Genomic DNA, 25,991 nt, shown 5'->3' with positions numbered 1-25,991 from the left:
GGGCTGCAAGTCCGAAATGTTCGTCATTTGTGCTTCGAAAATCGCATAAGAAGGCATAGTGGCACCCTCAGATGCCGTCATCGGGTGAGACAACGGTCTGGTCGGGTGGACCGTCCTGGCGGACTCTGGTCTTGCGCTGGCGTTTGGACGGCTTGGCCAGCGCCGCGCTTGTCGATGCGCCGCGCTTGGGTTTTCCCGCCGTCGGCGTTGGCTTGGGATGCCGCTGCTTGACGCGCGGCGGCGGTGATTTGCCCTGCTTGTCTTCGCCGCCCATGTAAAACGTGACATGGGGGAAAGGTATTTCGATGCCGCGCTCGTCGAAAATCTCCTTGATGATCTCATTGTAGGTGCGACCCAAGGCGAAATGCTTGCCGGGCTTGGTCTTGATGCGGGCCCGAACCAGAACGGCGGAGTCGGCGAACTCGGTTACGCCGTGCATCTCGAGGTCACCGATGATGTCGCCCGCGAATCCGGCCTCCTTCAGTCTGTCGAAGGCGTCGTGCATCGCCTGCTTCACCTCTGGTATGCTCGCCCCATAGTCCACGCCGATCGATGCGACGTGATAGCTGAAGCCCTTCATGAAATTTGTCACGGCCTCGACGGACGAGAACGGGATGAGGTGATAGGCGCCGTCGAGCGTGCGCAGCGACACGGACCGGATAGTCAGCCGTTCGACGGTGCCGGTAATCCCTCCTGCCGTTACAACATCGCCTTCGTTCATCGCGTTCTCGAACTGTATGAAGGCGCCGGTGATGATGTCTTGCACCAGCTTTTGCGCTCCGAAGCCGACAGCAAGGCCGACAACGCCGGCGCCGGCAAGCAGTGGCCCGATGTTCACGCCAAACTCGGACAGGACCAGCATGACAATGAGGACGCCCAGCGCAACCACAAAGGCGTTGCGGAACAGGGAGAGAAGCGTCCGTTCGCGTGGGGAGGGAACATGGCCGTAATTCGGATTGAGGCGATACTCAACCCACGACTGGACGGCGAGATAGATCAGGCCGCCGGCCAGCAGTATCAGCATCGCGGAAACGATTGAAACGGCGAAGCGCTGGCCGACTTCGCTCGACAGCCACCCGACAATGTTTGCCGCTCGCCAGAACTGGGCGATGACCAGCAACACAACCCCGGCGACCAGGACGCGAACGGCCCTGAGCACATTGGGAACAAAGGCATTGAGGCGCCGTTCGAGCAACGGAAGCCGCCCGCTGACTTCGGCGGGCAGGCTTATCCCCGCCCCGGCGACCCGCGCGATAACGCCTGTCAGCAGAACGCCTATGGCCACCGCGACGATCGACTGGATAGTGGCCGCGAGGACGAAGGGCAGGGCCATTGCGGGAGCCGCGAGCCACAGAACAAAGACAAGGACCAGGTATCCGATCACCATGACATGCCAAAATCTCGCGAGACCGGCCAGGAACCTGCCCAGAATGTCGGTTCGGCGGGTCTCGCTGCGGCGCAGCAGCCATCGCCGCACCGGATCGCGATTCTGCAGGATGACAATCAGAGCCAGCACCAGCGCCGCAAACATCACGACCACGCGGATCACTTGCGCGGCGTCTTCCGAAGCGTTGATCGCAACGATCGGCGCGAGGAAGAACATCGTGTAGCCGACCACGCCGACGAAGCGGCTCAGCCAGAAATACCAGTATGCTGCCGTTGTATCGTTCAATGTCCAGATTCGCAGCGCTGGCCACCTGGGGGCAAGCAGCGTGCGCGCAAGGACCTTGATGAACTCGATGACCAGGAAGGCGTTCAGGAACAGCGCCCGGTTCATCTCCGCCTGGCCTGCCTGGTCGATAACGAATGCAGACAGCGAAGACACCGAACCGATTGCCCAGGCCGCGAGCACGGTGAGTGCATCGGCCAGCGCGGACAACCCGATGAAGCCGAACCGCTCGAACCTGCCTCCACGTGTCGCGGCACTGGCGAATGCGCGCTGGAACCGTCCAAAGGCGAGCCTCAGCACGAGGTACACGGCGAAGGTGAGCACCACGACGAGGGCGCTGTTGCGTACAGCGCTCCAGAGACTCTGCACATCGATCGAGACGCCTCCGGAAAAGACACCGCCAATTCTCTCGACGAGGCCGGCGACTGTTTTGATCAGGCCCGAAGCGCTCTCTGCCGCGTCCCTTGTATACGCGGCGACCTCCTGTGCAATCGTCGTTTCAGGCGCGACCTCGGCGGCCGGCCGATGGTCGTCAGCGGCTGCGGCGCGCAATCTGTCGATCAGGCGGTGCCGCGCCTGATCATTCTCCAGGATGCCGATGAGCGCTTCGACCTCCGCGCTCGGCTCGCCGGGCTTTGGACCTCCTTGTGCGGCCGGTTGGGCGAAGCCTGGTGCCCCCGAGAGAAGTAGAAACAACAAGAGAGAAATCAGAGTTCGCACGGCTAGCCCAAGCAAAAATCGACCGGTCGGGGCGCGCTGCCGCTGCCTCAAACATAGGTAGCCACCTCTTCGCATTGGTATTAATGCAGGGCGAGCCCTGACGGGGGTGATACCTTCATTGAGTGTGGTGAACGCTCCGCTCCTTGGGACGCGCTCAGGTCGCCATGTCGCGCCTAGTCCAATGTGGGGCAGCGGCCGTCCGTGCGATCGAACCGCACGCTTACACGTTCGCCATCACGCGAGCGGCCACGGACTTCGATGCTGCGGCGCCCTACATGGTCGATGCGGGCCCGCCGGACGCCCATCCTGTCGGCCTTGTCCAGCGCCCGTTCGGGTGTACATTCACGCCGTCCCGCCCAGCGATCACCACTGCCTTGACGGCGGTCACGGCAATCTTCGCGGCTCGGGTCGCAGTCATCGCGAAGCCTGATTTTCGGGCGGCCGTTGTCAAGATGGAGTTCAAGATCCTGGGCCGAAGCCCGGTCGATGGGCATGCTAGTCAGAGCCATGGCCAAAGCAAAAGCGGTCGATGTCAAGATTGCACGCATGTCTGCGACCTCCTGTCGTTCCTATGCTGCCCCTTAACCCCTACCCTACAGGCTAATAACGTGCGGAATCTGCTCGGTTCTAATCAGTTTAGATTGCCAGACTGATACAATCGGTGAGATTGTAAGGAGAGCTTTCGGGTTTTCCCATATGTTCCTAACGAAACTTCACACTTATCGGTGCATGTTAACATTTGATGATGTTCCACTTTGTCGGGAATTTCGCAGGCACACCGGGATTAAGTGCATTTTGGCGCCACTAGCATCCATTGCAAAACCGAAAACCCCGATGATTATACATGATATTGACTATGGTTTTCCACCTTGAAGGCGCCGCGCAGAAGCGTCCGCGACCAATTCTGACGCGGCTGGAAGCCCGATCGCGATCGGGCTTCCAGCCAACAGATTGACGCGATCGGTCAGTTAGGAATCTCTTGCGACGTTTTGCTGACCAGTCGTATGGCAAGCCTCCTTCGACATTCTCGGCGGGCCGCCAATTCGGCGGGCGAGACGAGGTTCGCATCAAGCTCGCCGTCGCGCCGGCTAATCTTCGCCAGAAGGACCATGCCGGCTGCCAGGCGCTGCACGGTCCTTCTGGCAGGACACCACCGGCGGGACGCCCCGATCAGGCAGCATGTCTGCCGGAAGTGGTTTAGTGGCAGGAGAAGAAGAGCGCCGAGATCACGGCGCTCTTTGGATCAATCCCTCAGTAGATCGAACATCAGCTTGAAGAAGCGGTCGGAATCGACCTCGTTGGCGATCAGCGCGTTGTCCTTCAGACCACGCTCGCTCCAGAAGTCGGCGACGGTGGCGCCAAACGTGTAGCTGCCGCTGAGATCGACGCCGATATGCGCCGGCCGCGTCCTGACGAGGGTCGGGTCGATCACCAGCGCCAGCGCCAGCGGATCGTGCATGGCGCCGCCGACGCCCATCGAGTTGCGGTGCAGCTTCTCGTAGAACAGCAGCCAGTCGTTGACCAGCTTGCCGAGCGGGGTGTCGATCTTGGCGAGCTCGGCATATTGCGGCTTCTCGACCAGAACCTGCATGGTGACGTCAAGGCCGACCATGGTGATCGGCACGCTGGAATCGAGCACGATCCGCAGCGCTTCCGGGTCGCAGAAAGCGTTGAATTCGGTCGGCGTGATGATCTCGCTCTTGCGGTAGAAGACGCCGCCCATCCAGATGAGTTGCTTGATCTTGGGCACGACCTGCGGATGCTTGAGCAGCAGCAGGCCGATGTTGCAGAGCGGGCCGGTGGCGACCACGACGGTCGGCTCGGCGCGCGACAGCAGCTTTTCCGCCAGGAAGTCCACCGCGTGCTGCTTGACCGGCTTGATGGTCGCCTGGGGCAGGTAGGGCGAGCCTTCCAGGCCGCTTGGGCCGTCGGCGGTCCCCAGCACCAGCGGGCGCGCCAAAGGCCGGTGGCAGCCGGCGGCCACCGGAACAGCGCCGGCGCCTATATATTCGAGGATGCGCAGCGCGTTGGCGGTGGTCTTTTCGATCTCGGCGTTGCCGCATGTGGTGGTGACGCCGAGCAATTCGACGGCCGGCGAGCGATGCGCCATAACGAGCGCAATGGCGTCGTCGTGGCCGGGGTCGCAATCGAAGAGGATAGGCGTAGGGGTCATGGTCTGGCTCGTCATGCGGTCCGCTCGTAGCGGGCAAGGGTATCTTTGAAGACCTTCAGGAAGCGGCGGCCGTCGAGGTCGGTGCCGATGCGGGTGGTCTTCGGCCCGCCGCCGGGCAGGATCTGGAAGCCGCGATAGGCGACCGTCTGCCCGCGCGCCACGCGGCCCTCGGTCAGCACGTCGACGAACAGCGGTTCGGTAAGCGTGGCGAGGCCGGGATCGAAGGCGAGCGCGACGGTGATGACGTCATCGAGCGGGAAGCCGACGAGCCCGAAGAACTCGCGCCAGATGTCGATATAGATCGGGAACACCTCGGCGATCATGTCGACGACAGGGTTGTTCTTGGCCACCGCCTGCATGCCTGCAATGTCGTCGCGCGTCATCATCGAGGTGGCGACGCGGTTGTCCTCGCAGATGTCGAGCGGCACGAGGATCTTGTCGACCTCGGCGTTCAGCACGATGCGCGAGGCCTCCGGATCGGCCCAGACATTGTACTCGGTGACTGGCGTCATGTTGCCGGGCGTCTGGAAGGTGCCGCCGAGCACCAGCAGCCGCTTCAGCGCACCCGCGAGCCGAGGCTCCTGCAGGAAGGCCATGGCGGCATTGGTGAGCGGGCCGGTTGTGACGAGCGTGACCTCGCCCGGATCGGCCATCACGGTGTCGATGATAAAGTCGACGGCATGGCCAGGCGTCGCTTGGCGCTTCGGCGTCGGGGCCGGCGGATTGAACTTCTTCAGCCGCTCGCCGAAGCGCGCGGTCAGCCGCTTCTCGAAATGCACGGGCGCTTCCATGTCGGCCTTGGCGTGGCCGACGATCGGCCGCCAGGCGCCGGCATGCACCGGGATGTCGTCGCGGCCGGCGAGCGTGAGCGTGTTGAGCACCACGTTCGTGACCTGCTCGATCGGCCCGGCAGCGCCGGTGACCGTGGTGACCGCCTCCAGCTTGACGTGCGGGCTGGCTGCGGCAAACAGCACGGCGAGGATGTCGTCGCCCGCTGAATCCACGTCGAGGATTATGCGTTCCATATGCGTGTTGCGTCCTTACCTTGGGAGGGTGTTGTCGTTTTCCGTCGGCCTGTTCTCGACCGAGAGCAGCTTCCTCATGCTGTCGAACGTCTCGCGGATGATGCGCGGCCGGCCGCGATAGGAGAGCGCGAACAGCGCCACCAGCGCGACCACATAGGGCACGGTCAGGATGAGGTATGACGGGAAGCCGAAGGTCTGCAGCCTGAGCGAGAAGGCATCGGCGAAGCCGAACAGCAGGCAGCCGCCCAGCACCTTCAGCGGATCGCCGTTGGAGAAGATCAGGATCGCCACGGCCATGAAGCCGCGCCCCGACGACATGTTCTCGGTGAACATGGTGATGTAGCCCAGCGACAGGTGCGCGCCGGCAAGGCCCGCGAGCAGGCCGCAGAGCAGCGAGGCGATGTAGCGCACCCGGGTGATGGAGATGCCCAGCGCCTCGGCCGCTTCGGGCTTTTCACCGACGACGCGGATGTAGAGGCCGAGCTTGGTGCGCTTGTAGAACAGCACCAGCAGCGGCACCGTGATGAAGGCGACGTAGACCATCGGCGTGTAGCCGGAGATCAGCGGCGCCCATGACCCCAGCAGTTCGCGGGCCCATGGGATCTGCACCTTGGGCAGGCCGACGATGCCGTGGCCGACGATCGAGCCGCGGGTGCCGAAGATCGCCTTCATCAGCGAGATGGTCATGCCGCCGGCGAGGATGTTGAGCGCAAGGCCCACCACCACCTCGTTGGCGCGGAAGGTGACGACCAGAAGCGCGAAGATGAGGGCGAAGACGAGTGCCGCCGCCACGCCGCACAGCACGCCGACAACGGCCGAACCGGACCAGATGGAACCGAGCACGGCGAAGAAGGCGCCGACCAGCATCTGGCCTTCGAGGCCGATGTTGAAGATGCCCGCCTTGGTGGTGAAGGAGCCGCCGAGGCCCACCAGCAGGATCGGCGCGGTGGTCCTGAGCGTCGCGACCAGGAGCGCGACGTTGAGGAGCTTGTCTAGAATTTCCATCGACGCTCTCCCGCCGTGCTGTCGCCGCGGCGCTTCATCAGCACCTGCGCGGATACGCTGAGGATGATGAGGGCCTGGATGACCGTGATGATCTCGCGCGACGCTGTCGTCTCGACCTCGAGCAGCAGCGAGCCGCTGCGCAGCGCGCCGAAGAACAGCGCCGTGACGATGGTGGCGATGGGCGAGCCGTTGGCAAGGAGGGCCGCGATCAGGCCGTCGAAACCGAAGCCGGGTGCGAAGCCCTCCATGAAACGGTGATGCACGCCGAGCGTCTCGACACCGCCGGCGAGGCCACCGACCGCGCCCGAGGCAAGCAGGACGAGGAAGCCCTGCCGTTTGACGTCGACGCCGCCATATTCAGCGAATTTCGGCGCCGAGCCGACCATCGAGATCGAGTAGCCCTTGCTGGTGTAGCGGAAGAACCAGGCGAAGAAGAGCGCCAGCGCCAGCCCGATGATGAGGCCCCAGTTGAGGCGCGAGAACGAGAACAGCTCTGGCAGGTAGGCCGTAGGCAGGACAGGTGGCGTCTCCGACCAGCCGCCGGGCCGCTTGAACAGGAAGATGGTGAAGTAGGAGGTCAGCAGCACCGCGACATAGTTCGACAGGATGGTGGAGACCACCTCATTGGTGTTGTAGCGGGCGCGGAAGAAGGCCGGGATGGACACCCAGGCGGCGCCCGCGAGAGTCGCCACCAGCAGGCCCACCAGCATGTGGATGCCGGCCGGCAGCGGCAGGTCGAAGCCCACCCAGGCGGCGGCGAAACCGCCGAGGAAAAGCTGTCCCTCGATGCCGACGTTGAACATGCCGCCGCGAAGGCCGATGCAGGCGGCGACACCGCAGATCAGGATGGGCGTGGTCTGCAGAAGTGTGCCGGCGACCTTGGACTGGTCGCCGAAGGCGCCGCGCAGCAGCGTCATGAACACCTTCACAGGACTCTCATCCACCAGGATGATGATCACGGCGCCGATGGCGAGGGCGAAAAGGACGGCGAGAACCTGTCCGTAAACGGCACGCAACCGGTCACTCATGATGCCGCTCCGTCTGTCGCCGGCTCGGCTTCGACACCTGCCATCATCATGCCTATCCTTTCGCCGTCGGCTCCATCGCCCTCGACCTCGCCCATGATCCGGCCGTTGAACATGACCAGGATACGATCAGCGAGCGTAAGGAGCTCATCGAGCTGCACCGATATGACGAGAACGGCGCGGCCCGCGGCGCGCTGGCGCATGATCTCGTCGTGGATGGATTCCTGGGCGCCGATGTCGACGCCGCGCGTCGGCTGGTCGATGAGCAGGAAATCCGAATCGTTGGTGAATTCACGCGCCAGCACGACCTTCTGGATGTTGCCACCGGACAGCCGCTTGACGGTGTCCGCCGGGCCGCGCGCGCGGATGTCGAAGCGCTTGATCATGTCGACGGCATGGCCGGCCGCCGCCTTCCAGTCGAGGACGCCGTGACGCGACCATGGCGCCTTGGACTGGCGACCCATCAACAGGTTCGCCGATATCGATGCGCCGCCATCGACGCCGCGCGCCATGCGATCGCCCGGAACATGGGCGAGGCCCGTCTCGCGGATCCGCGCCGGCGACAGCGCGGTCAGGTCGCGGCCCTTCAGAAGGGCAGATCCATGGCTGGCGGGGCGCAGACCGGCGAGCACTTCGGCGAGCTCGGTCTGGCCGTTGCCGGCAACGCCGGCGATGCCGACGATCTCGCCGGCACGCACGATGAAGCTCGCGTCGCGCAGCGCCGGTAGCCGGCGGTCGTCGCGCGCCCACAAATTCTTGACGTCGAGCACCACCTCGCCGGCCCTCTTGTCGCGACGGCGCCGCTCGAAGCTGACGTCGCGCCCGACCATCATGCGCACCAGATCGGTCTTGGTAAGCTCGGCCGTCGGACGCGTCGCGACATGCTTGCCGTGGCGCAGCACGGTGACGGTGTCGGAAACCTCCATCACCTCCTCGAGGTGATGGGAGATGAAGATGACGGTCATGCCGCCGGCGACGAACCCGCGCAGAGTCTGGAATAGCTCACGGCTCTCCTGTGGCGTCAGCACCGCGGTCGGCTCGTCCAGGATGATGGTGCGCGCGCCACGCGCCAGCACCTTGAGGATCTCGATGCGCTGCTCGATGCCGACCGACAGCAGTGAGACGCGCTCCGTCGGATCGACCCTCAGGCCGAAGCGCTCGGAAAGCTCGCGCGTCTTCTCGATCTGTGCGGCGTGGTCGATCAGCCCGTTGCGGCGGATTTCCATTCCGAGGAAGACATTGTCCGCCACGGAGAGGGAAGGGACCAGCTTGAAGTGCTGGTGCACCATGCCGAGCCCCGCGCCGATAGCGGCGGCCGGATCGGCCATGAGCATGTCCCTGCCGTTGATGCGGATCGTGCCCTCGTCGGGCTGCAGCAGGCCGAACAGGACGTTCATCAGGGTGGTCTTGCCAGCGCCGTTCTCGCCGATGATGGCGTGGATCTCGCCACCGCGCACGGCAATGGAGACGTTGTCGTTGGCGACGAAGGCGTTGAAACGCTTCGTGATGCCAATCAGTTCGACGGCCGTCTCCACGGTAGCCGCCGGTGTGACTGATGCCGGGGAGAGTGACACGTCGGACACGGAAGCTTCACTGCTCCAAGGCAATTCCAGCAAAAGCGTGTAGCGGCTTTCCGTCTGGAAACAAGTCGATTGAGCCAGCGAACCGGCCCACGCGAAAAACGGATGCAAAGGAACCGGAGGCGGATCAGCCTCCGGCCACGCTCAAACCTTACTTGGCCTTGGCAATCTTGATCGAGCCCTCGACGATGCCCTTCTTGATCTCGTCGAGCTTGGACTTGATCTCCTCGGGGATATTCGGCGCTATGTCGTCGCAGACCTTCACCTCAACGCCGCCCGAAGCGAGATCGAAGGTGCGCGTGCCGGCGGCCAGCTTGTGGCCTTCGACTTCATCCTTGATCAGGCTGTAGACGGCGATGTCGCCGCGCTTGAGCATCGAGGCAAGCACGTTGCCGGGCGCCGAGGAGCACATATCGATGTCGACGCCGATAGAGTATTTGTCGGCCGCGGCGCTGGCCTGCATGACGCCTTCGCCCGTCGGGCCGGCGACGTTGTAGACAATATCGGCGCCTTCATTGTAGAGCGCCTGGGTCAGTTCGCTGCCCTTGGCCGGATCATCGAAGGTGCCGGCGAAGACGGGCTTCACGGTGACCTCGGGAGCGGCGTATTTCGCGCCCTGCTCATAGCCGCCGAGGAAGTTGCGGATGACCGGGATGTCGCGGCCGCCGACAAAACCGATGGCCTTGCCGTCGCCGATTTTGTCGAAGGCGCTGCCCTTGGCCTCGATCATGCCGGCGAGCGCGCCGGCGACGAAGGAGCCCTGCTCCTCGGCGAAGTTGGCGTAGATCATCTTGTCGCTGTCGAGTACGCCGTCAATGAAGACGAAGCGCTGGTTCGGATAGGCCGCGCTCGCCTTCTGCAGCGCGTCGACGAGTTCCCAGCCCATGACGAAGATCAGGTCGTACTTGCCGTCCTTCGCCAGGTTGGCGAACTGTTCCTCATAGTCGAGCGCGCGGTTGCCCGTGTCGACCAGCTTGAGGTCGATGCCGAAATCGGACTTGGCCTTGTTGAGGCCGTTGACGATGGAAACGCCGAAGCCTTGGGCGAAGTAGCCGGAGATGGCCGCCACGGACACCTTGGTTTCCGCGCAGGCAAGGCTGACCGAGGCCGCGAGCGCCGCGCCGGCGATAATGCACGTCGAAAGGATGTTTTTCATAGCAGTCCCCTGGTTGAAGGTCGCCCCAAGTGCCGTCCCCGCAAGGGGTGCCGGAAAACTTGTTGGTGATCATATGACCTTATGAGTGGTCTAATGTCCTGTCAATCTGGTGCCGTGCGATGTCCGACCCGGTTGTTTGCGAACCACGGACCGAGACGACTTGACAAAGCGGTCAGATCGATAATTGTTGATACTCTAACAATTTCGCGATGTGGTAGCCGGGAGTAGCTGATGCCGAAGCCGATCGTCAGGAAGTTTGTAGTACAGGTCGAGGAGATTTTTCATGAAGGGGGACCTGCGCGGGACGAGCCGGTCAAGCGCGCCGCGGTGCTGGCGGTGATCGAGAATCCGTTCGCCGGGCGTTACGTGGAAGAGATCACCGATTTCATGGACGACCTCAAGCCGCTCGGGCTTGAGATGGCGGAGCGCTTGCTCAAGGCGCTCGGCAGCGATGCTTCGAAGATCGAAGGCTACGGCAAGGGGGCCATCGTCGGCAGCGGCGGCGAGCTCGAACACGGCGCGCTCTGGCACAACCCGGGCGGCTACGCGATGCGCGAATTGCTAGGCGGCGCCAAGGCCATCGTGCCGTCGACCAAGAAGGTGGGCGGCCCAGGCACGCGCATCGACATTCCGGTCACGCATATCAATGCCTCCTACGTACGCAGCCATTTCGACGCTATCGAAGTCGGCATCAACGACGCTCCCCGTGCCAACGAGTTGCTGCTGGTGCTGGCCATGACGACCGGGCCGCGCGTGCATGCCCGCGCCGGTGGGCTGGAAGCCAAGGACATCAAGGGAGAGGACGGCCTGAGATGAGTGTCGAGATCCGTCGAATTGTAACCATCATCGAAGAAACGCGCGTGGAAGGTGGCAAGCCGGTCAATCCGCCGACGCGTCGCGCCGCGGCGGTCGCCGTCATTCGCAACCCGTTCGCCGGGCGCTATGTGGACGATCTGTCCGTGCTGAGCGACATCGGCGCCGAGCTTGGCGACATCCTGCCGAAGCGCGCCGTGGCGGCGCTCGGCATTCCCGGCGACCAGATCGAGAGCTTCGGCAAGGCCGCCGCCGTCGGCGCCGATGGCGAGCTGGAACACGCCGCCGCCATCCTGCATCCGAAGCTCGGCGCGCCGTTCCGTGACGTGCTCGGCACGGGCGCGGCGCTCATCCCCTCGTCGAAGAAGCGGGGCGGGCTCGGCGTGCCGCTGGACATCCCGCTAGGCCACAAGGATGCCGCCAAGGTGCGCAGCCATTTCGACGGCATGGAAGTGCGTGTGCCGGACGCGCCGCGCGACGACGAGATCGTCGTGGCGATCGCCGTCACAGATTCGGGCCGGCCGCATCCGCGCGTCGGCGGGCTGACCAAGGAACGGGTCGTCGGCAAAGACGGGCTGATCTGAACCGAACCGGCGCCGCCGGCGACTGGCGGCTCCCGCCGGATCCCAATAGGACCAAGCCAAAGGAAAGCGGCCCTCAAATGCCATTGAGGGCCGCTTTTCCTGCTTTGAGCAGAGCTCGCGGATCAGGCCGCGACGATCTCGGGCACGCGGATGGCAGGCGGCGTGTTCCGGCTGCGCGCGGTGCGCACTTCGCCATCGATCATGATCATGCCGATGCCAGGGAGGTTGCCGAGCGCCAGGCTTTCCAGAAAATCCTTGCCGATGCCGCCGGCAGCCTGGTCCATGAAGACGAGGTCGGCGGCACGGCCCACCTCGATGACGCCGCGGTCGGTGAGGTTGCGCACGCGCGCTGTGTTGCCGGTGGCAAAGCAGAAGACCACCTCCGTGGGCAACCCGCCCAGCGACGCCAGGTGGCAGATGGTGCGCAGGATGCCGAGCGGCTGCACGCCCGAGCCGGCGGGACCGTCGGTGCCGAGGATGACGCGGTCGAGCTCGTTGCGCTGCTTGGCGATGCCGAGCACGAATAGGCCGGTGCGCAGGTTGCCGTTGTGGACGATCTCGAGTGCGCGGGCGCCTTCCTCACAGATACGGCGGATCTCGTCGTCGGGCAGGGCGGTGGGGCCTCCATTGATATGCGCCACGACGTCGGCATCCACCTCGAGCACCACCTCGGCGCCGATGCGGCCCGAACCGGGGATCGAAGGACCGCCCGTATGGGTCATCGAGGTCATGCCGTACTTGCGCGCCCAGGCGATCATCTGGCGGCCCGTCGGGCCGTCCTTCACGCCGCCGAGCCCGACCTCGCCGATCAGCGTCACGCCCGCCTCGGCGAGTTCGCGGAAGTCGTTCTCGGTCATGCCCGGCTCCAGCACCGGAGCGCCGGCAAGGATTTTCATGCCGCTGGGCCGGAAATTCGAGAAGCTGCGCTGCGCGGCGATGCCGAGCGCCTTGACGCCGACGATGTCGCGAGGGCGGCCGGGATAGTGCGCCTCGCCGGCCGAGATGATGGTGGTGACGCCGCCGTGGAGCGTCGAGTCTATCCAGCCGAGCTGGTTCTGGCGCGGGGTCCAGTCGCCGGCAACGGGATGGACGTGGTTGTCGATCAGGCCGGGGGTGACGACGCAGCCTTGCGCATCGATGATCTTCGTCGCCTCACTTGTCTCGACGCCGCCCTGCTTGCCGACCGCGGCGATGCGGCCGTCCACGACCACAATGGTGTCGGCGTCGAGGACCGGGCGAGCGATATCGCCGCTCAGCATCAGGCCGATATTGCGGATGACGGTCTTCCCGGCAGTGGTCATGGCTTGGGAGTCCGAGGACATCAGGCAGATTCCTTCTGTTCGGCGCGGACAAGGGAGGACATCCCGCCGCTGAAAGGTCCAGCGACGCCCGCTGTTTTGCTGCGTTCTGAGTTTGGGATCAGTAGGTCATTTGGCCGCCGTGTCGCCTGTGTCGTCACGGCTGATGCGCTGGAGCAATTGCAACAGCGTGGCCTGCTCAGCCTTGGAGAGCGGCGCCAGAAGCTGCCGGCCCACTTCGACGCTGCGGTCCAGGCGATCGAGCGTGTAGCGCACGCCGTCGTCCGTCAGCGTGATGATGGCCAGCCGCTGGTCGGTCTTGGAAGCGTTGCGCTTGACGAGCCCCTGCTTCAAAAGCTTGCGCACCACGAGACTGATGGTGGACGGATCCATCGCCGTCAGCCGCCCGAGATGGTTCTGGGACACCTCGCCGTGACGCAGCACGGTCGCCAGCGCCGCGAACTGGGTCGGGGACAGGTCCTCGCCGGCCATCTCCTGCTGGAAGCAGAGCGTCGCCCGCTGATGGGCGCGGCGCACGATGTGGGCCGGGTGCAGATCGAGATCGTATCCGGTCGCGGCATAGCGGGCGAGCGCCTCCTCGCGGCTCAGCCGTTTGTCCTGCGCGGCCTTGCGCTTGGTCCGCTTCGTTTGTTCGATCACCGTCATTGGGATGCTTGAACTCCTGGCAAGCCTGTTGTCGCCGGCACCGGAGCGGTCATGCTGCGACGCTGGCGTTTTCCACGAAGACGCCTTCCCGCAAAGCCCTCACGACGCTGGCCGAGTCGCTGACTACGCCAAAATGGGTGGCGATGTCGTAAAGCGAGCTCTCCTGCTCGCGCGGGCCGGTGGCCGCGCAGCAGTCGCTCGGCACCACGACCTCGTAGCCGTTGAAGAAGGCGTCGTGAACGGTCGAACGCACGCAAATGTTGGTGACCACGCCGAAGACGATAATCTGGTCGACCTTGAGATCCTTCAGCGTCAGGTCGAGATCGGTCTGGAAGAAGGAGGAATAGCGACGCTTGATGACGTGGATCTCGTCGGCGCGCGCGCCGAGGTCGTCGATGATCTCGACGCCCCAGGTGCCTTCCACGCAGTGCGGCGTGCGTTTCAGCCATTCGCGATCCTGGCGCACATTGACTCGGTGGACGTCATGCACCCAGATGACCGGCACGCCGGACGCCCGTGCGGCCTCGATGACGGCAAGCTGTGGCCCGACCAGCGTCTCGTAGCCCGGCAGCACCATGGCGCCGCCCGGCTTGCAGAAATCGTTGATCATGTCGACCACGACGACCGCCGCGCGCCCGGAGTCGATGGCGACGCCAGCTTCCTGTCGATGCGATGAAAACGTATCCAAGGACATGGCAAATTTCCCGGCAACCATTGATTGTTGGTGGTCATACAAAACCCTGCACGATCCGAAGTCAATCCTTCCGGATGCTTTGCCCCGGCATGATGAATGACGAGCGTGGGAAACACCGATCCAGGAATTCCAAAGGACCGAAGAGTTGGCGCGACGCCGGATTCGCCGACCGCGACCACCGAAAAAGCCGTTGACAGCGGCGTGGTTTGGAGAGACCGATTGTTTGACCATCAACGATATTTGCGACATGACCCCGCCCGGTCATGAAAAGGAGCAGGACATGACTGTCATCGTCACGGGATCGAGCGGTTTGCTGGGGCACCACGTGGCGGAGGCTTTCGTGGCCGCCGGCCACGACGTGCTCGGCGTGGACCTTGCGCCGCCCGCGCGCGGCGGCTGGAGGCATGTCAGCGCCGACCTCACCGATCTCGGCCTTGTCCTGCAGATCGTCCGCGACGCCGAGGCCGTCGTTCATGTCGCGGCTATTCCGCGCCCGACCGGCAGGGCCGCCGCCGAAGTGTTCCGCACAAACATGGCGGCAGCCTACAATGTGGTCGAGGCGGCCGCGCTTTCGGGGGCCGCGCGCTTCATCTACGCCTCGTCCTTTTCCGTGCTCGGCTATCCCTTCGCGCAAAAGCTGACGCCACCCGCTTACCTGCCGATAGACCAGAACCATCCGATCGGCGCGCAGGACGCCTACGGCCTGTCGAAATGGCTGGGCGAGGAGGTTGTTGAGGCGGCGGTGCGACGAGGCGCTTTTTCGGCGGTGAGCCTGCGCATGCCCTGGATCCAGACGCCGGAAAGCTTCTTTCAGACCGTCGGACCACGCCGGCGCACGCAGGACGCCGGCTGGGACCTGTGGGGTTATCTCGACGCGCGCGACGCGGCCGACGCATTCCTCAAAGCCCTGGCCTGGCAAGGAGAGGAACATCTGCGCACCTTCATCAGTGCCGCCGACACCTATTCGGAAACGCTGACGGCCGATTTGCTGAAGAGCGCCTTCCCATCCGTTCCAGTCAAGCAACCGCTCGAAGGCTACGCGTCCGTGATCGACAACAGCTATGCCCGCGAGACGCTGGGCTTCGAGCCGCGCCATTCGTGGCGCGCCTACAGCAGCAACTAGTTCTTTGGTTGTCGCAATTCCGGACGGGAGCCGCTTCCGTCTTTCCTGGAATTGCCTTGATAACACAGGAGGAAACACGATGACCCGTTTTATCGACAAGGCCGTGCTGCTGACCGGTGGTGGTGGCGCCATCGGCAGCGCCGCGGCTCGCCGTTTCGCCCAGGAGGGCGCCAAGCTCGCGATCGTGGACCTCGACGCCAAGCGCGCCGAGGACATCGCCTCGTCGATCGGCAACGGCGCCATTGCCATCACCGCCGACGTGTCCGACGAGGCGGCGGCCAACGAGGCAGTAGCCAGGGTCGTAAAAGCCTTCGGCAGGCTGGACGCGGTGTTCAACAACGCCGGTATCTCGGGCAAGGTGGCCCCAGTCCACGAATTGCCCACCGAAGACTGGGACAACATCGTGCGCATCAACCTGCGTTCGATGTTCCTGGTGCTGAAGGCTTCGGTGAAGGCGATGATTGCCGGCGGCGTCGAAGGCTCGATCGTCAACATGGGTTCGTCGATGGCGGGATGGGACGTGCTTGCCGGCGGGGCTGGCTATGCCTCGACCAAGCACGGCGTGGTCGGCTTGACGCGTGTCGCCGCGCTCGACGTGGCGCCGTATGGCATCCGCGTCAACGCCATCTGCCCGGGCGTCATCGAGACCACGCTGGGCGTTCCGGCCGCCGACAAGGCGCAATATCTGGCCGGCGTGCAGCGCTTTGCCGACCGCATTCCGCTCCGGCGCATCGGCCAGCCCGAGGACGTGGCGGCTGCGGTCGCCTTCCTCGCTTCCGACGACGCCCGCCATGTCACCGGGGTCGACTGGCTGATCGACGGTGGACAGACCTTGCAAAGTTGGGCCAATGCGCCCGAGGCCGCCGCCTTCCCGGACCTGCGGCGCACGCGCTGAACCGCTCGGCCGGGCCGCCTTTGCGAGTTTGGCGGCAGACCTATTTCGCCCCGCCCTGGTGCAGTCTCCGGGGCGGCGCGAGCGCGAGCAGCTTGCCGAACAGCCCCTGTGGCAGCACCACGACCACGACGATGAACAACGCGCCGAGTGCGATCAGCCAGTACTGGTCGAGGCTTGCCGACATGGCGTTCTCCGTGCCGCGGACGGCGAGCGCGCCGAGGAACGCGCCCATCAGCACGGAACGCCCGCCGACGGCCACCCAGATCAATACTTCGGTAGAGAGGGCGAATCCGACCAACGGCGGCGAAACGAATCCGAACTGCGTGGTGAACAGGCCACCGGCGAGGCCGGCCATGGCCCCTGAGACGGTGAACACGAAGATTTTGTGCAGCCGCACGTCGTAGCCGAAATGCAGCGTGCGGCGCTCGTCGTTGCGAATGCCCGCGAGCACCGTGCCCAGCGGCGAGCGCCCGATCCACAACGACAACAAATAGGCGAGGAGCGCCGCGCCGCCAATGAAGAAATAGGTGGCGTTGGTGGATAGTGGATCGCCGTTTGGCCACGACAGCGGCGGCACGCCGAACAGGCCATTGAAGCCGCCGATGAACTCCCAGCGTCGCGCCGCGATCTCACACACCACAGCGGCGCAGAGCGTGACGATGGCAAGATGCGCGCCCGACAGGGCGCGGCCCTGAAACAGTATCCAGCCGAGCACGGCAGCGACCAGCATGGGCAGCAGCAGGGCGAGCGCGATGCCCGTCCACTGGCTGTCGCCTAGCCAGGATAGCTTGCCCAGCGTCACCAGCGCCATTGAATAGGCGCCGACGCCGAAGAAGATGGCTTGTCCGAAGCACAATATGCCGGCCTGTCCCCAGATCAGCCCGAGGCTGAGCGCGAAGATGCCGTATGTGACGTACTGCGTGAGCTGGCCGATATTCCAGTCGTCCAGCACGAGCGGGGCTAGCGCGAGTCCTGCCCAGGCGAGCATTGTGAGGCCAAGGCCAAGACGCGCGGGGCGGGTCATTTGCGGCCTCCGGTGATGCCGTTGGGCAAGAAACGGATAATGATCATGGCGAGCAGGAACACCAGGATTTGGGCGTCGGCCTGCGAAATGCCTGTGGAAAAGAGGGTGGTGGCGCCACCGATCACACCGGAGCCGATGAGGGCGCCGACCAGCGAGTTGACGCCGCCGACCAGCACCGAGAGGAAGGATGGAATGAGGAAGCCTACGCCCATCTGCGGGTCGACGCTCATGATCGGCGCCATGACCGCGCCGGCGAAACCGGCCAGCGCCGAGCCGACAGCGAAGGTGGCACGATCAATGCGCCGCGTGTTTATGCCCAGCGAGGCAGCCATCGCGCGGTTGGCGATGACGCCACGTATCTGCAGCCCAAGCTTTGTCCTGAAGAACAGATAGTAGGTGGCGAGCGCCAGCGCGGCCGAGAGCGCCATGATGAAGAGCCGGTAGGCGGGATAGTGGACGCCCAGCACATCCACGGCAGCGGGAAGCGGATTCGGAACGCTCTGGGCTCCCGGCCCGAACAGCACGACGACGCCTTGCTTGATCACCAGGGATAGGCCCCAGGTGGCAAGGATGGTGTCGATGAAGCGATGGTAGATGTGGCGTATGATCAACCATTCGACCAGCAGGCCGACGACGGCCAGCGCCGCGGGCGCCAGCAACAGGCCCAGCCAGAACGACCCCGTGGCATTGCTGACCGCGACGACGACGTAGGCGCCGATCAGGAAGAACTCGCCATGGGCCATGTTGATGACGTTCATCAAACCGAAGATGACGACGAGCCCCAGCGTCACCAGCAGCAGGGCAAGAGTAAAATTCGCGGTGTCGAGCAAAAGGGCGATTGTCGCTTCCATGGCAACCTCAGATTGACAGGTAGCGATGGACGAGTTCGGGCTTGTCGCGCAGTTCGCCGATACGGTCGGCGCGGTCGGCGATGACGCCGTTTTCCATGAACAGCGCGCGCCCTGCCAAGGCCTCGACGAAATCGAGATTCTGCTCGACCACCAGGATGGTCAGCCCGGTGGAGCGGGCGATGGTCCGCAAGGTGCGGCCGATCTCGTCAACGATGGAAGGCTGGATGCCCTCGGACGGCTCGTCGAGCAGCACCAGCTTGGGCTGGCCGACGAGGCAGCGCATGATGGCAAGCTGCTGCTGCTGGCCGCCCGACATGGTGCCGGCCTTCTGCTTGCGCCGCTCACCAAGGATGGGGAAGAAATCGTATATGTCGCCCGGCAGCCGCTTGGGCAGGTGCCGCTTACCGAGCACGCCCATCAGCAGGTTCTCCTCGACGGTGAAATCCCTGAAGATCTCGCGTCCCTGTGGAACATAGCCGATGCCGGCGTTGGCTATGGCGTAGGATGGAGAACCACCGAGATCGCGGCCATCCAGGCGAAAGCTTCCGCCCTGTGTGGCAAGCTGACCAGCAAGCGTACGCATCAGCGTGGTCTTGCCCATGCCGTTGCGGCCGAGAAGGGCGACAACCTCGCCCTTGGCGATATCGAAGGTAACGCCCTTCAGCACGCTGCCGCCGGATGGATAGCCGGCAACGAGGTCTTCGACCGTAAGCATCAATGACGTTTCCCGAGATAGGACTCGATAACGCGCGGGTCGCGGCTGACCTCTTCATAGCGGCCCTCGGCGACGACCTTGCCGCGGACCATGACGATGATCGGGCATTCGAGCTGGCGCACGAAATTCATGTCGTGCTCGATGACCAGGATCGACTTGCCTTCCTCGTCGCGCAGGCGCCGGATCAGGCTTGCCACAGCGCTGGTCTCGGCGCCGGACATTCCGGCGGTCGGCTCGTCCAGCAAAATAAGCTCGGCGTCGCGGGCAACCAGCATGGCGATCTCCAGCCTCTGCTTCTCGCCGTGGGCGATCTCTGCGACCTTCTCGCCGGCCTTACCGGCCAGGCCGCAAAGGTCGAGGAGCCGGTCGCGGCGGGCGGCGTCGGGACGGTAGCCGAGCAGCGAAAGCGGACCGTAGCGGCCGGCTCCGGCGGCAAGCGGGATCTCGATGTTCTCGGCGACGCTGAGTTCGGGATAGACGCCCGGGACCTGGAACTTGCGTGCCACGCCGAGCCGCGAGATGCGATGCGGCGACAGGCCGACGACGTTGCGTCCGCCGAGCCTGACCTCGCCGCCATCGGGTGGGAATTCGCCGGTGACGACGTTGAAGAGCGTGGTCTTGCCGCAGCCGTTCGGCCCCAGGATGCACTGCATGGCGCCCTTGGGCAGCGTCAGGTTGAGCCCGTCGAGGACGACAAGCCCGCCAAAGCGCTTGGTGATGCCCGCAAGTTGCAGGATGGGGCCGTTCGGTTCGGTCACAGCGTCAGCCGCACTGGCTTGGCGCGACGATGCGGCCGAGATCCTTGAGCACCTTGAGCTGGCCATTGTCGACCTGGACGATCAGCACGTTGAGGTCGGCGTGACGGTCTGAGGCGCGCAGATCCACCTCGCCATTGCCGGACATCAGCGACTGCCCGACCATCGAGGCCAGGATCTTCTGCCTGTCGTCGGAGCCCGCCTTCTTAATGCCCTCGATGAAGAAACGGGTGAGCGTGTAATGCGCGTCGGTGGTGTTGGAGACCACCGAATTCGCGCCGTAGCGCGCATGGAAGCGCTCGACGAAGGCCTTGGCTTCCGGCTTGTCGAGATTGGCGATGAAGTTCGATGGCGCGACGATACCGTTCGATTCCGCCTGCGAGAGGCCGGCGACGTAATTCTCGTTGAAGCCAAAGAAGATGATCTTGATCTTGCTCTGCAGTCCGGCGGCGGCGAACTGCTTGACAAAGGTGATGGCGTCGGCGCCAACGATGGTGATGACCACCACGTCGCTGCCCGAGCTCTCGACCTTGCGCAGCGTGGCGGCGTAGTCCTTGGCGCCCCAAGGGGTATACTCCTCACCGACGACCTTCGCCTTCGCCTTCTCGATCTCCTCACGGAAGGCCTTGTTCATCTTCTGCGGCCAGACATAGTCGCTGCCGATGAGGTAGAAGGCGTTACCCAGGTTCTCGACCGCATAGGGCACAAGCGGGTTCACCCAATGCGCCGGCAGCGCGCTGTAACAGGCGACGTAGGGACTGCACACGCCGCCTTCATAGTCGGTGGCGTACAGCAGCGGCGTCTTGTAGCGCTCAATGGTCGGCAGCATGGCGTCGCGGTTGGCGCTGGTGACAGGGCCGATGATGGCTGTGACCTTGTCTCTGCGGATCAGTTCGCTGGTGCGCTCGACCGCCGTCTTGGGATCGGTGCGGTCGTCCGCCTTGACGATCTCGAACATGCGACCGTTCAGCACGCCCCCTGCCTCGTTAGCCTCCAGAAGCGCCATTTCGGCGCCCTGAAACCCCTGCTGGCCGAGTACCTCGAGGCCGCCAGAGAAGGGTTGCAGGATGCCCACCTTGATGGGATCGTCGGCAGCGCGCGCGACGTGGGGCATGGCGAGGCCGGCCAGGGCACCGGCAGCGCCGGTCAACAGCACTTTGCGGCGCGAGATTTTCGAATTCGGATGCATGTCGTTTCCTCCCGATTCTGGATGCCCACCCGCCAACCAGCCGGCGGCTATGTCTCCTGTCCGCGCCACACGGTCCGCGACGCTTCGTGCCGGCTCCCCATTGGCCGGCAGTTTGTTTGTGTTCAAACGAGATTATGGGTGATCTAACAATCTGTCAATCGCGCGGGAACGATGGTCGAGCGCCAACGTGGCCAGATCTCATCGTGAGCGAATCGACTGATAAAGCGTCCGAGAAAGGTGACTGAGCGGCAGATAGGCAAGGCCAGCACCTTCCATCCTCCAACCGTTATCAAAAGCGGCGGTCCCGAAAGCGGTTCCAGGCATGTATCCGGTTGGCGACCTGCACCGCGATCGGGTGGAGCGGAATCGGCCTCATGCTAGTCACCGGCAACGACATCTGCTCGTCGGTGCGGCGGCCCGCCGCCCACCGGCCGATCTCCTGGCCGAGCGACAACGAAAGCGCCACGCCGCGCCCCGAATATACGCCGCCGAACACGAGGCCCGGAGCCAACCGATAGAGGCGAGGCCTGCGGTCGGGCACCACCGCGAAGGTGCCGTGCCAGTACTCCATCATCTCGGGCTCGCCGCTGAAGGCCTGGAATGCCTTGCCGAGCATACGCGAGACCTTGGCGCGGCCGCGATCGGCCTCATTCAACCAGAATGTATGCGTGCCCCCGCTGACAAGCCGGTTGTCACGGTCGTAATGGAAGTATCGGAGGTCCTGGCGCATGTCGGATACGGCTGGGTTGCCGACAAGAATTCTGGTGCGCAATTCATCGGACAGCGGACCGGTCGCTGCCTGGAACACCTTGAAGGGCACCAGCGTCTTCTTCAGACCCGGCCAGATGTCGCCGGTCAGCGCGTTGGTCGCGAGGATCACCTGAGGCGCACTGACGCTTCCCGATCCGGTGAAGACGCGCCAGCCGCCGTGTAGACGTTCGATCCTGGTCGCTCGGGAGTTCTCATGGATGGTCACGCCTTCGCGTTCCAGGGCGGCCGCAAGACCGATTGTCATGGCGAACGGATTGACGTGGCCCGAATTGTGGACCATCCAACCGCCGAGATAGGGGCTGCCGATGCGAGCGCTGACTTCTGCGCGATCAAGCCAGGACACGTCCGCGCCGAAGGCTTTCCACTCGTCGTGGAAATGACGGGCGCGGGCAAGGGTCGCCTCGGTGTGGGCGGGCTGGATCCAGCCTTCCTGAACCTGATGGGCATCGATATTGAAGCGCTGCATCAGACCGAAGGCGACGCCGGCGGCATCCGCCACCATGCGGTTGTAGCGCGTGCCGACGGTCTTGCCGTAGACAGCCTCGAATTCCGAAGGTGATGCCTTCGAATGATGCGAGATGACAAGGCCGTTGTTGCGGCCGGAGGCGGCCGATCCGATCTCGTTGCCTTCGAGCAGGACGACGTCGACCCCGCTGTCGCGCGCGCCAAGCGCCGCGGCCATGCCGGTGAAGCCGCCGCCGACAACCAGCACGTCGGTTTTCACGTCGCCTTCGAGCGCAGGCGCCGTCTGTCGCGACATCGCGGTCTTTCGCCACAGATGCGGCGTCTTCCAGTCGACCTCAAACATGAAGGATGGTCTCGTTGGCGCCGCCAAGGTAATGCTCGCTGAGCGCGGAGTGCTTGGCTATCTCCTGTGCCGGCCCGTGAAGCTTCACCTTGCCTGTGTTCAGAAGATAGGCGTAGTCGCCGCATTCCAGCGCGAGCTGGACGTTCTGCTCGACGAGCAGGATGGAGATGCCGTTGCGCGACAGGTCCAGGATGATGCGGAATATCTGGTGGACGATCTTAGGGGCGAGGCCAAGGGACGGCTCGTCGAGCATCAGCAGCTTAGGTTCGGCCATCAGCGCGCGGCCGATTGCCAGCATCTGCTGCTGTCCGCCCGACATGCGGCTCGCCATGCTGTTGCGGCGCTCCTTGAGCACCGGGAAGAGATCGAACGCCTCGGCGCGCAACGTCTCAAAGCTCCTGCCCGCTCGGCGGATGTGAGCGGCGACAAGGTTTTCCTCGACCGTCAGACGCTGGAAGATTTGGCGGCCTTCCGGGCAGTGGGTGATGCCGAGGCGCACGACCTGTTCCGGACGCATGCCGGTGATGTCGCGGCCCTCGAAGGTAATCGAGCCAGCGCTCGGCCGCGCGACGCCGGAAATGGAATTGAGCAACGTCGTCTTACCCGCGCCGTTCGGACCGAGCACGACGACGATCTCGTTCGGATCGACCTCGATGTCGATGTTTTCAAGAACGCCGACGCGCCCGTATCCCGAGCTGAGCCCGGCGATCCTGAGCAGCGGCCCGGATTTCGTCAATGTCATTGGCGGTTCCCAGATAGGCGAGTTGGACGTCGGGGCTCGCCTGGACCTCGGCGGGCGTGCCCTGAAAGAGCAGCTTGCCGTGATGCATGACGATGATGTTGTCGCAAAGCTTCATGACCAGATCCATGTCGTGCTCCACGACGATCGTGATCCGGTCGGGCACGCGCTGGGCGGCTAGCTTTGCGGTCAGTTCCGCCGTCTCGTGGTGGTTGAGACCAGCGGCTGGTTCGTCGAGCAGCAGCACACGCGGTTCGCACACCAGGGCGCGGGCGATTTCCAGCATGCGCTGGCGACCGTAGGGAAGGCTTCCTGCGTCAACCCCCGCATAGCCCTGCAGGTCGAAGAAACGCAGGATGTCCATGCATTTCTCGTGTCGCTTTTCACGTCTGGCCGATGCATAGGGCGGCCACACCACTTCCTTCCAGGTGCCGCCGACATCGGCCGGATAGAAGCACACTTCCAGATTCTCGAGCACCGTCATCTGGTCGAAGAGGCGGATGTTCTGGTAGGTGCGGGCCACTCTGGAATTCGCGATCTGGTATTTCTTCAGCGTGTCGAGGCGCTTGCCGTCGAGAACGATCGATCCTGAGGAAACGCTGTAGGAGCCGGCGGTCATGTTGATGAGCGTCGACTTGCCGGCGCCATTCGGTCCGATCACGCCGTGGATGAGCCCGGGGGCGAAGGAGGTCGTCACGTCGTCGATGGCGACGACCTGCCCATATTGCTTCCGCAGCTTGTCGAAGACGAGGGTCATTTGCCGAAAAGCCTCCGGATGAGCTTGTCCGGCCCGAAGCTGCGCGGGACGATGCCTGCCGGGCGCACGATGATCAGGACGATCATCAAAAGACCGAGGAAGAGGATGCGCCATTCGGCGAACTCGCGCAGCACCTCCGGCAAGAGCATCAGGATCGTCGCGCCCGCGACGATGCCCAGAATGTTGCCGATGCCGCCGACCACGATCATCAGCACAATCAGCACCGATTCCTGCAGCGTGAAGCTCTCGGGGCTGACGAAGCGCTGGGAGGCGGCGAAGATCGCTCCAGCGATCGAGCCGATCGTCGCGGACGTGGCGAAGGCGGCAAGCTTGGCGTTTGTGGTGTTTATGCCGATGCCGCGCGCGGCGTCCTGATCCTCGCGGATAGAGGCCCAGGCCTTGCCGAGGATGGAACGCTCCAGACGCCAGACCAGCACGCCGGCCACGAGCACGATGATGAGCAGCAGCCAGAAGAAATCGATCGGACGGGCAACTTGAATGCCGAGGATCGAGGCCTTGTCGAGGCGCGGTATCCCCTTGGGACCGCCCGTGAGCCAGTCGAGATTGTTGATGATGATGCGGATAATCTCGCCGAAACCGAGCGTGACGATGGCGAGATAGTCGCCGCGCAATCGGAGCACCGGTATGCCGAGCAGTATGCCGGTGACCGCGCCGAGGCAGGCTGCGACCAGGAGTATCGCCAAGAAAGGCCAATGCAGGTCGAGTTGCGGGCTGGCAAGTAGCGCGTAGCTGTATGCGCCCACCGCGTAGAAGGCGACGAAGCCCAGATCGAGCAGGCCGGTGTAGCCGATCACGATGTTGAGCCCGATGCCGAGCAGAATGTAGATCAGCAGGCTGTTGATGACGCGGACATAGTAGTTGGGCAGGAAGGGCGTCGCCACGATCAGTGCGATCGCAATAGCAAAAACGAGGAATGAAATGGCCCGGCCCGAATGCGGCTTGGCTGCGGCGAGGGTTTCGGCAACGGACATCAGAACTCCCTCTTGTACACGATGCTTTCCTCGGACACCGCCTCGCCCAGTATGCCGGCGGGGCGGATCAGAAGCACGAGTATGAGGATCGCGAAGGAGAGCACGTCGCGGTATTCGGTGCCGAGCATGCCATGCGTGATCACGGGCAGCAGCGCCGTGCCGCCAACCTCGACGAAGGCCAGGATGAAGGCGCCCAACATGGCGCCGGGAATGGAGCCGATGCCGCCGAGGATCGCGGCGGTGAAGGCCTTCAGCCCGATGACGGCGCCCATGGTCGGCGTCATGATGCCGTAATAGCTGGCGTAGAGGATGCCTCCCGCCGCGCCCAGCAGCGGCCCGACGAAGAACACCATCGAGATCGCGCCGTTGACGTTTATGCCCAGGAGCTGGGCCGTCGGGCGGCTTTCCGATACGGCCCGGACGATAATGCCGATGCGGCTGCGGTTGACGAGAAATTGCAGCCCGAACATCAGCGCGAAGGCCGCGATCAGGATGCCGATCTGCATGGAGGTGATAGTGCCGCCAAGCACCTGGTATCGGACGACTGGAAAGAAGCTCGGGAAGGCGACGGGCTGTGGGCCGGCAAGGATCTGGATGCCGGTGACCAGCGAGAGCGATACGCCGAGCGAGGAGAGCATCGGCGCAAGCCGGGTGGAATTCCTCAAGGGCTTGTAGGCGGCCCTTTCGATGCCGACGCCGATGACGCCCACCAGGAAGATGGCGATGACGAAGGCCGCGGTGAGCGCGATCGCGCCGGCGACGCCGACAGTGCCGAGCAGCATGCTGAGCACCAGAAACGCCACATAGGCGCCGAGCATGAACATTTCGCCATGGGCGAAATTGATCATGCGCAACACACCGTAGACCATCGTGTAACCCAGCGCGATCAGCGCGTAGATCGAGCCGATCGTCAGGGCATTGACTGTTTGTTGGATGAGGCTTCCCAGCATGGGCCGGCATCCTT

At 64.1% G+C, this 25,991-nt stretch carries 24 protein-coding genes; 4 read left to right on the top strand and 20 right to left on the bottom strand.

All coding sequences use genetic code 11. The features are described from left to right. Positions 1-67: 67 nt before the first annotated feature. From FJW10_RS24230 to FJW10_RS24195, 7 genes are all read right to left on the bottom strand, one after another. A complete protein-coding gene (locus FJW10_RS24230; protein ID WP_246674362.1) occupies positions 68-2,389 on the bottom strand; it encodes a mechanosensitive ion channel domain-containing protein in 2,322 nt (773 codons plus the stop codon). Positions 2,390-3,632: 1,243 nt separating this feature from the next. Continuing rightward, positions 3,633-4,577: a nucleoside hydrolase gene (locus FJW10_RS24220; RefSeq protein ID WP_140901932.1), complete on the bottom strand. Its 945-nt coding sequence runs from the start codon at positions 4,575-4,577 to the stop codon at positions 3,633-3,635. Next, positions 4,574-5,587, bottom strand: a complete 1,014-nt coding sequence (locus FJW10_RS24215) for a nucleoside hydrolase (RefSeq protein WP_140835734.1) — start codon at positions 5,585-5,587, stop codon at positions 4,574-4,576. Before FJW10_RS24215 ends, FJW10_RS24220 begins: the two co-directional genes overlap by 4 nt. A gap of 15 nt (positions 5,588-5,602) precedes the next feature. Then, entirely contained in the window at positions 5,603-6,592 is a 990-nt protein-coding gene (locus tag FJW10_RS24210) for an ABC transporter permease (RefSeq protein WP_140901931.1), read from the bottom strand. Then, positions 6,580-7,620, bottom strand: coding sequence for an ABC transporter permease (locus FJW10_RS24205; protein WP_140901930.1), 1,041 nt, complete (start codon positions 7,618-7,620; stop codon positions 6,580-6,582). The genes FJW10_RS24210 and FJW10_RS24205 overlap by 13 nt, the downstream gene beginning before the upstream one ends. Further along, positions 7,617-9,152, bottom strand: coding sequence for an ABC transporter ATP-binding protein (locus FJW10_RS24200; RefSeq protein ID WP_181177649.1), 1,536 nt, complete (start codon positions 9,150-9,152; stop codon positions 7,617-7,619). Before FJW10_RS24200 ends, FJW10_RS24205 begins: the two co-directional genes overlap by 4 nt. Positions 9,153-9,348: 196 nt before the next feature. Continuing rightward, positions 9,349-10,353, bottom strand: coding sequence for a BMP family ABC transporter substrate-binding protein (locus FJW10_RS24195; protein ID WP_140901929.1), 1,005 nt, complete (start codon positions 10,351-10,353; stop codon positions 9,349-9,351). Positions 10,354-10,584: 231 nt separating this feature from the next. Here FJW10_RS24195 and FJW10_RS24190 point away from each other — a divergent pair, with 231 nt between their 5' ends. Next, a complete protein-coding gene (locus tag FJW10_RS24190; protein WP_140901928.1) occupies positions 10,585-11,169 on the top strand; it encodes an amino acid synthesis family protein in 585 nt (194 codons plus the stop codon). Next, on the top strand, positions 11,166-11,750 hold the full coding sequence (locus FJW10_RS24185; protein ID WP_140835729.1) for an amino acid synthesis family protein: 585 nt from the start codon (positions 11,166-11,168) through the stop codon (positions 11,748-11,750). Before FJW10_RS24190 ends, FJW10_RS24185 begins: the two co-directional genes overlap by 4 nt. Before the next feature lie 122 nt (positions 11,751-11,872). On the opposite strand, the gene FJW10_RS24180 is transcribed toward FJW10_RS24185, so the two are convergent. From FJW10_RS24180 to FJW10_RS24170, 3 genes are all read right to left on the bottom strand, one after another. Then, positions 11,873-13,072, bottom strand: a complete 1,200-nt coding sequence (locus FJW10_RS24180) for an amidohydrolase family protein (protein WP_140901927.1) — start codon at positions 13,070-13,072, stop codon at positions 11,873-11,875. A 105-nt stretch (positions 13,073-13,177) separates the two neighbouring features. Then, entirely contained in the window at positions 13,178-13,714 is a 537-nt protein-coding gene (locus FJW10_RS24175; protein ID WP_140901926.1) for a MarR family transcriptional regulator, read from the bottom strand. A gap of 49 nt (positions 13,715-13,763) precedes the next feature. Continuing rightward, the gene (locus FJW10_RS24170; RefSeq protein WP_140835726.1) at positions 13,764-14,408 is read right to left on the bottom strand and encodes an isochorismatase family cysteine hydrolase; all 645 of its coding nucleotides are present in this window, start codon (positions 14,406-14,408) and stop codon (positions 13,764-13,766) included. Positions 14,409-14,688: 280 nt separating this feature from the next. Here FJW10_RS24170 and FJW10_RS24165 point away from each other — a divergent pair, with 280 nt between their 5' ends. Both FJW10_RS24165 and FJW10_RS24160 read left to right on the top strand, forming a co-directional pair. Then, complete coding sequence (locus FJW10_RS24165; protein ID WP_140901925.1) at positions 14,689-15,531, top strand: NAD(P)-dependent oxidoreductase; 843 nt, start codon at positions 14,689-14,691, stop codon at positions 15,529-15,531. A gap of 79 nt (positions 15,532-15,610) precedes the next feature. Then, the gene (locus FJW10_RS24160; RefSeq protein WP_140901924.1) at positions 15,611-16,426 is read left to right on the top strand and encodes an SDR family NAD(P)-dependent oxidoreductase; all 816 of its coding nucleotides are present in this window, start codon (positions 15,611-15,613) and stop codon (positions 16,424-16,426) included. A gap of 40 nt (positions 16,427-16,466) precedes the next feature. Here the strand turns inward: FJW10_RS24160 and FJW10_RS24155 are convergent, their stop codons facing one another. From FJW10_RS24155 to FJW10_RS24110, 10 genes are all read right to left on the bottom strand, one after another. Next, entirely contained in the window at positions 16,467-17,450 is a 984-nt protein-coding gene (locus tag FJW10_RS24155) for a branched-chain amino acid ABC transporter permease (protein ID WP_140901923.1), read from the bottom strand. Continuing rightward, entirely contained in the window at positions 17,447-18,301 is an 855-nt protein-coding gene (locus FJW10_RS24150; RefSeq protein ID WP_140901922.1) for a branched-chain amino acid ABC transporter permease, read from the bottom strand. Before FJW10_RS24150 ends, FJW10_RS24155 begins: the two co-directional genes overlap by 4 nt. A 7-nt stretch (positions 18,302-18,308) precedes the next feature. Next, complete coding sequence (locus FJW10_RS24145) at positions 18,309-19,016, bottom strand: ABC transporter ATP-binding protein (RefSeq protein ID WP_140901921.1); 708 nt, start codon at positions 19,014-19,016, stop codon at positions 18,309-18,311. Beyond that, positions 19,016-19,774, bottom strand: a complete 759-nt coding sequence (locus FJW10_RS24140) for an ABC transporter ATP-binding protein (protein ID WP_210239823.1) — start codon at positions 19,772-19,774, stop codon at positions 19,016-19,018. The genes FJW10_RS24145 and FJW10_RS24140 overlap by 1 nt, the downstream gene beginning before the upstream one ends. Positions 19,775-19,778: 4 nt before the next feature. Further along, a complete protein-coding gene (locus tag FJW10_RS24135) occupies positions 19,779-20,960 on the bottom strand; it encodes a substrate-binding protein (RefSeq protein WP_140901920.1) in 1,182 nt (393 codons plus the stop codon). Between the two features lie 289 nt (positions 20,961-21,249). Next, positions 21,250-22,539, bottom strand: a complete 1,290-nt coding sequence (locus FJW10_RS24130; protein WP_140901919.1) for an FAD-dependent oxidoreductase — start codon at positions 22,537-22,539, stop codon at positions 21,250-21,252. Continuing rightward, positions 22,532-23,281, bottom strand: coding sequence for an ABC transporter ATP-binding protein (locus FJW10_RS24125; RefSeq protein WP_140901918.1), 750 nt, complete (start codon positions 23,279-23,281; stop codon positions 22,532-22,534). The genes FJW10_RS24130 and FJW10_RS24125 overlap by 8 nt, the downstream gene beginning before the upstream one ends. Continuing rightward, positions 23,205-24,035, bottom strand: coding sequence for an ABC transporter ATP-binding protein (locus FJW10_RS24120; RefSeq protein ID WP_140901917.1), 831 nt, complete (start codon positions 24,033-24,035; stop codon positions 23,205-23,207). The genes FJW10_RS24125 and FJW10_RS24120 overlap by 77 nt, the downstream gene beginning before the upstream one ends. Next, positions 24,032-25,027 (bottom strand): branched-chain amino acid ABC transporter permease, encoded by a 996-nt coding sequence (locus FJW10_RS24115; protein WP_140901916.1) that lies wholly within the window; start codon positions 25,025-25,027, stop codon positions 24,032-24,034. Before FJW10_RS24115 ends, FJW10_RS24120 begins: the two co-directional genes overlap by 4 nt. Then, complete coding sequence (locus FJW10_RS24110) at positions 25,027-25,977, bottom strand: branched-chain amino acid ABC transporter permease (RefSeq protein ID WP_246674361.1); 951 nt, start codon at positions 25,975-25,977, stop codon at positions 25,027-25,029. Before FJW10_RS24110 ends, FJW10_RS24115 begins: the two co-directional genes overlap by 1 nt. Between the last annotated feature and the right edge of the window lie 14 nt (positions 25,978-25,991).

It is taken from the genome of Mesorhizobium sp. B4-1-1, assembly GCF_006439375.1.
Taxonomy (GTDB): Bacteria; Pseudomonadota; Alphaproteobacteria; order Rhizobiales; family Rhizobiaceae; genus Mesorhizobium.
Note: the sequence above shows the minus strand (reverse complement) of the source record. Positions and strands in the feature narration are given on the sequence as shown.

Excerpts from the sequence above, each read along its gene's own strand:
- FJW10_RS24220 (WP_140901932.1), bottom strand. The coding sequence starts at position 4,577 with ATGACGAGCCAGACCATGACCCCTACGCCTATCCTCTTCGATTGCGAC.
- FJW10_RS24215 (WP_140835734.1), bottom strand. The coding sequence starts at position 5,587 with ATGGAACGCATAATCCTCGACGTGGATTCAGCGGGCGACGACATCCTC.
- FJW10_RS24210 (WP_140901931.1), bottom strand. The coding sequence starts at position 6,592 with ATGGAAATTCTAGACAAGCTCCTCAACGTCGCGCTCCTGGTCGCGACG.
- FJW10_RS24205 (WP_140901930.1), bottom strand. The coding sequence starts at position 7,620 with ATGAGTGACCGGTTGCGTGCCGTTTACGGACAGGTTCTCGCCGTCCTT.
- FJW10_RS24195 (WP_140901929.1), bottom strand. The coding sequence starts at position 10,353 with ATGAAAAACATCCTTTCGACGTGCATTATCGCCGGCGCGGCGCTCGCG.
- FJW10_RS24190 (WP_140901928.1), top strand. The coding sequence starts at position 10,585 with ATGCCGAAGCCGATCGTCAGGAAGTTTGTAGTACAGGTCGAGGAGATT.
- FJW10_RS24185 (WP_140835729.1), top strand. The coding sequence starts at position 11,166 with ATGAGTGTCGAGATCCGTCGAATTGTAACCATCATCGAAGAAACGCGC.
- FJW10_RS24180 (WP_140901927.1), bottom strand. The coding sequence starts at position 13,072 with ATGTCCTCGGACTCCCAAGCCATGACCACTGCCGGGAAGACCGTCATC.
- FJW10_RS24175 (WP_140901926.1), bottom strand. The coding sequence starts at position 13,714 with ATGACGGTGATCGAACAAACGAAGCGGACCAAGCGCAAGGCCGCGCAG.
- FJW10_RS24170 (WP_140835726.1), bottom strand. The coding sequence starts at position 14,408 with ATGTCCTTGGATACGTTTTCATCGCATCGACAGGAAGCTGGCGTCGCC.
- FJW10_RS24165 (WP_140901925.1), top strand. The coding sequence starts at position 14,689 with ATGACTGTCATCGTCACGGGATCGAGCGGTTTGCTGGGGCACCACGTG.
- FJW10_RS24160 (WP_140901924.1), top strand. The coding sequence starts at position 15,611 with ATGACCCGTTTTATCGACAAGGCCGTGCTGCTGACCGGTGGTGGTGGC.
- FJW10_RS24155 (WP_140901923.1), bottom strand. The coding sequence starts at position 17,450 with ATGACCCGCCCCGCGCGTCTTGGCCTTGGCCTCACAATGCTCGCCTGG.
- FJW10_RS24150 (WP_140901922.1), bottom strand. The coding sequence starts at position 18,301 with ATGGAAGCGACAATCGCCCTTTTGCTCGACACCGCGAATTTTACTCTT.
- FJW10_RS24145 (WP_140901921.1), bottom strand. The coding sequence starts at position 19,016 with ATGCTTACGGTCGAAGACCTCGTTGCCGGCTATCCATCCGGCGGCAGC.
- FJW10_RS24135 (WP_140901920.1), bottom strand. The coding sequence starts at position 20,960 with ATGCATCCGAATTCGAAAATCTCGCGCCGCAAAGTGCTGTTGACCGGC.
- FJW10_RS24130 (WP_140901919.1), bottom strand. The coding sequence starts at position 22,539 with ATGTTTGAGGTCGACTGGAAGACGCCGCATCTGTGGCGAAAGACCGCG.
- FJW10_RS24125 (WP_140901918.1), bottom strand. The coding sequence starts at position 23,281 with ATGACATTGACGAAATCCGGGCCGCTGCTCAGGATCGCCGGGCTCAGC.
- FJW10_RS24120 (WP_140901917.1), bottom strand. The coding sequence starts at position 24,035 with ATGACCCTCGTCTTCGACAAGCTGCGGAAGCAATATGGGCAGGTCGTC.
- FJW10_RS24115 (WP_140901916.1), bottom strand. The coding sequence starts at position 25,027 with ATGTCCGTTGCCGAAACCCTCGCCGCAGCCAAGCCGCATTCGGGCCGG.
- FJW10_RS24110 (WP_246674361.1), bottom strand. The coding sequence starts at position 25,977 with ATGCTGGGAAGCCTCATCCAACAAACAGTCAATGCCCTGACGATCGGC.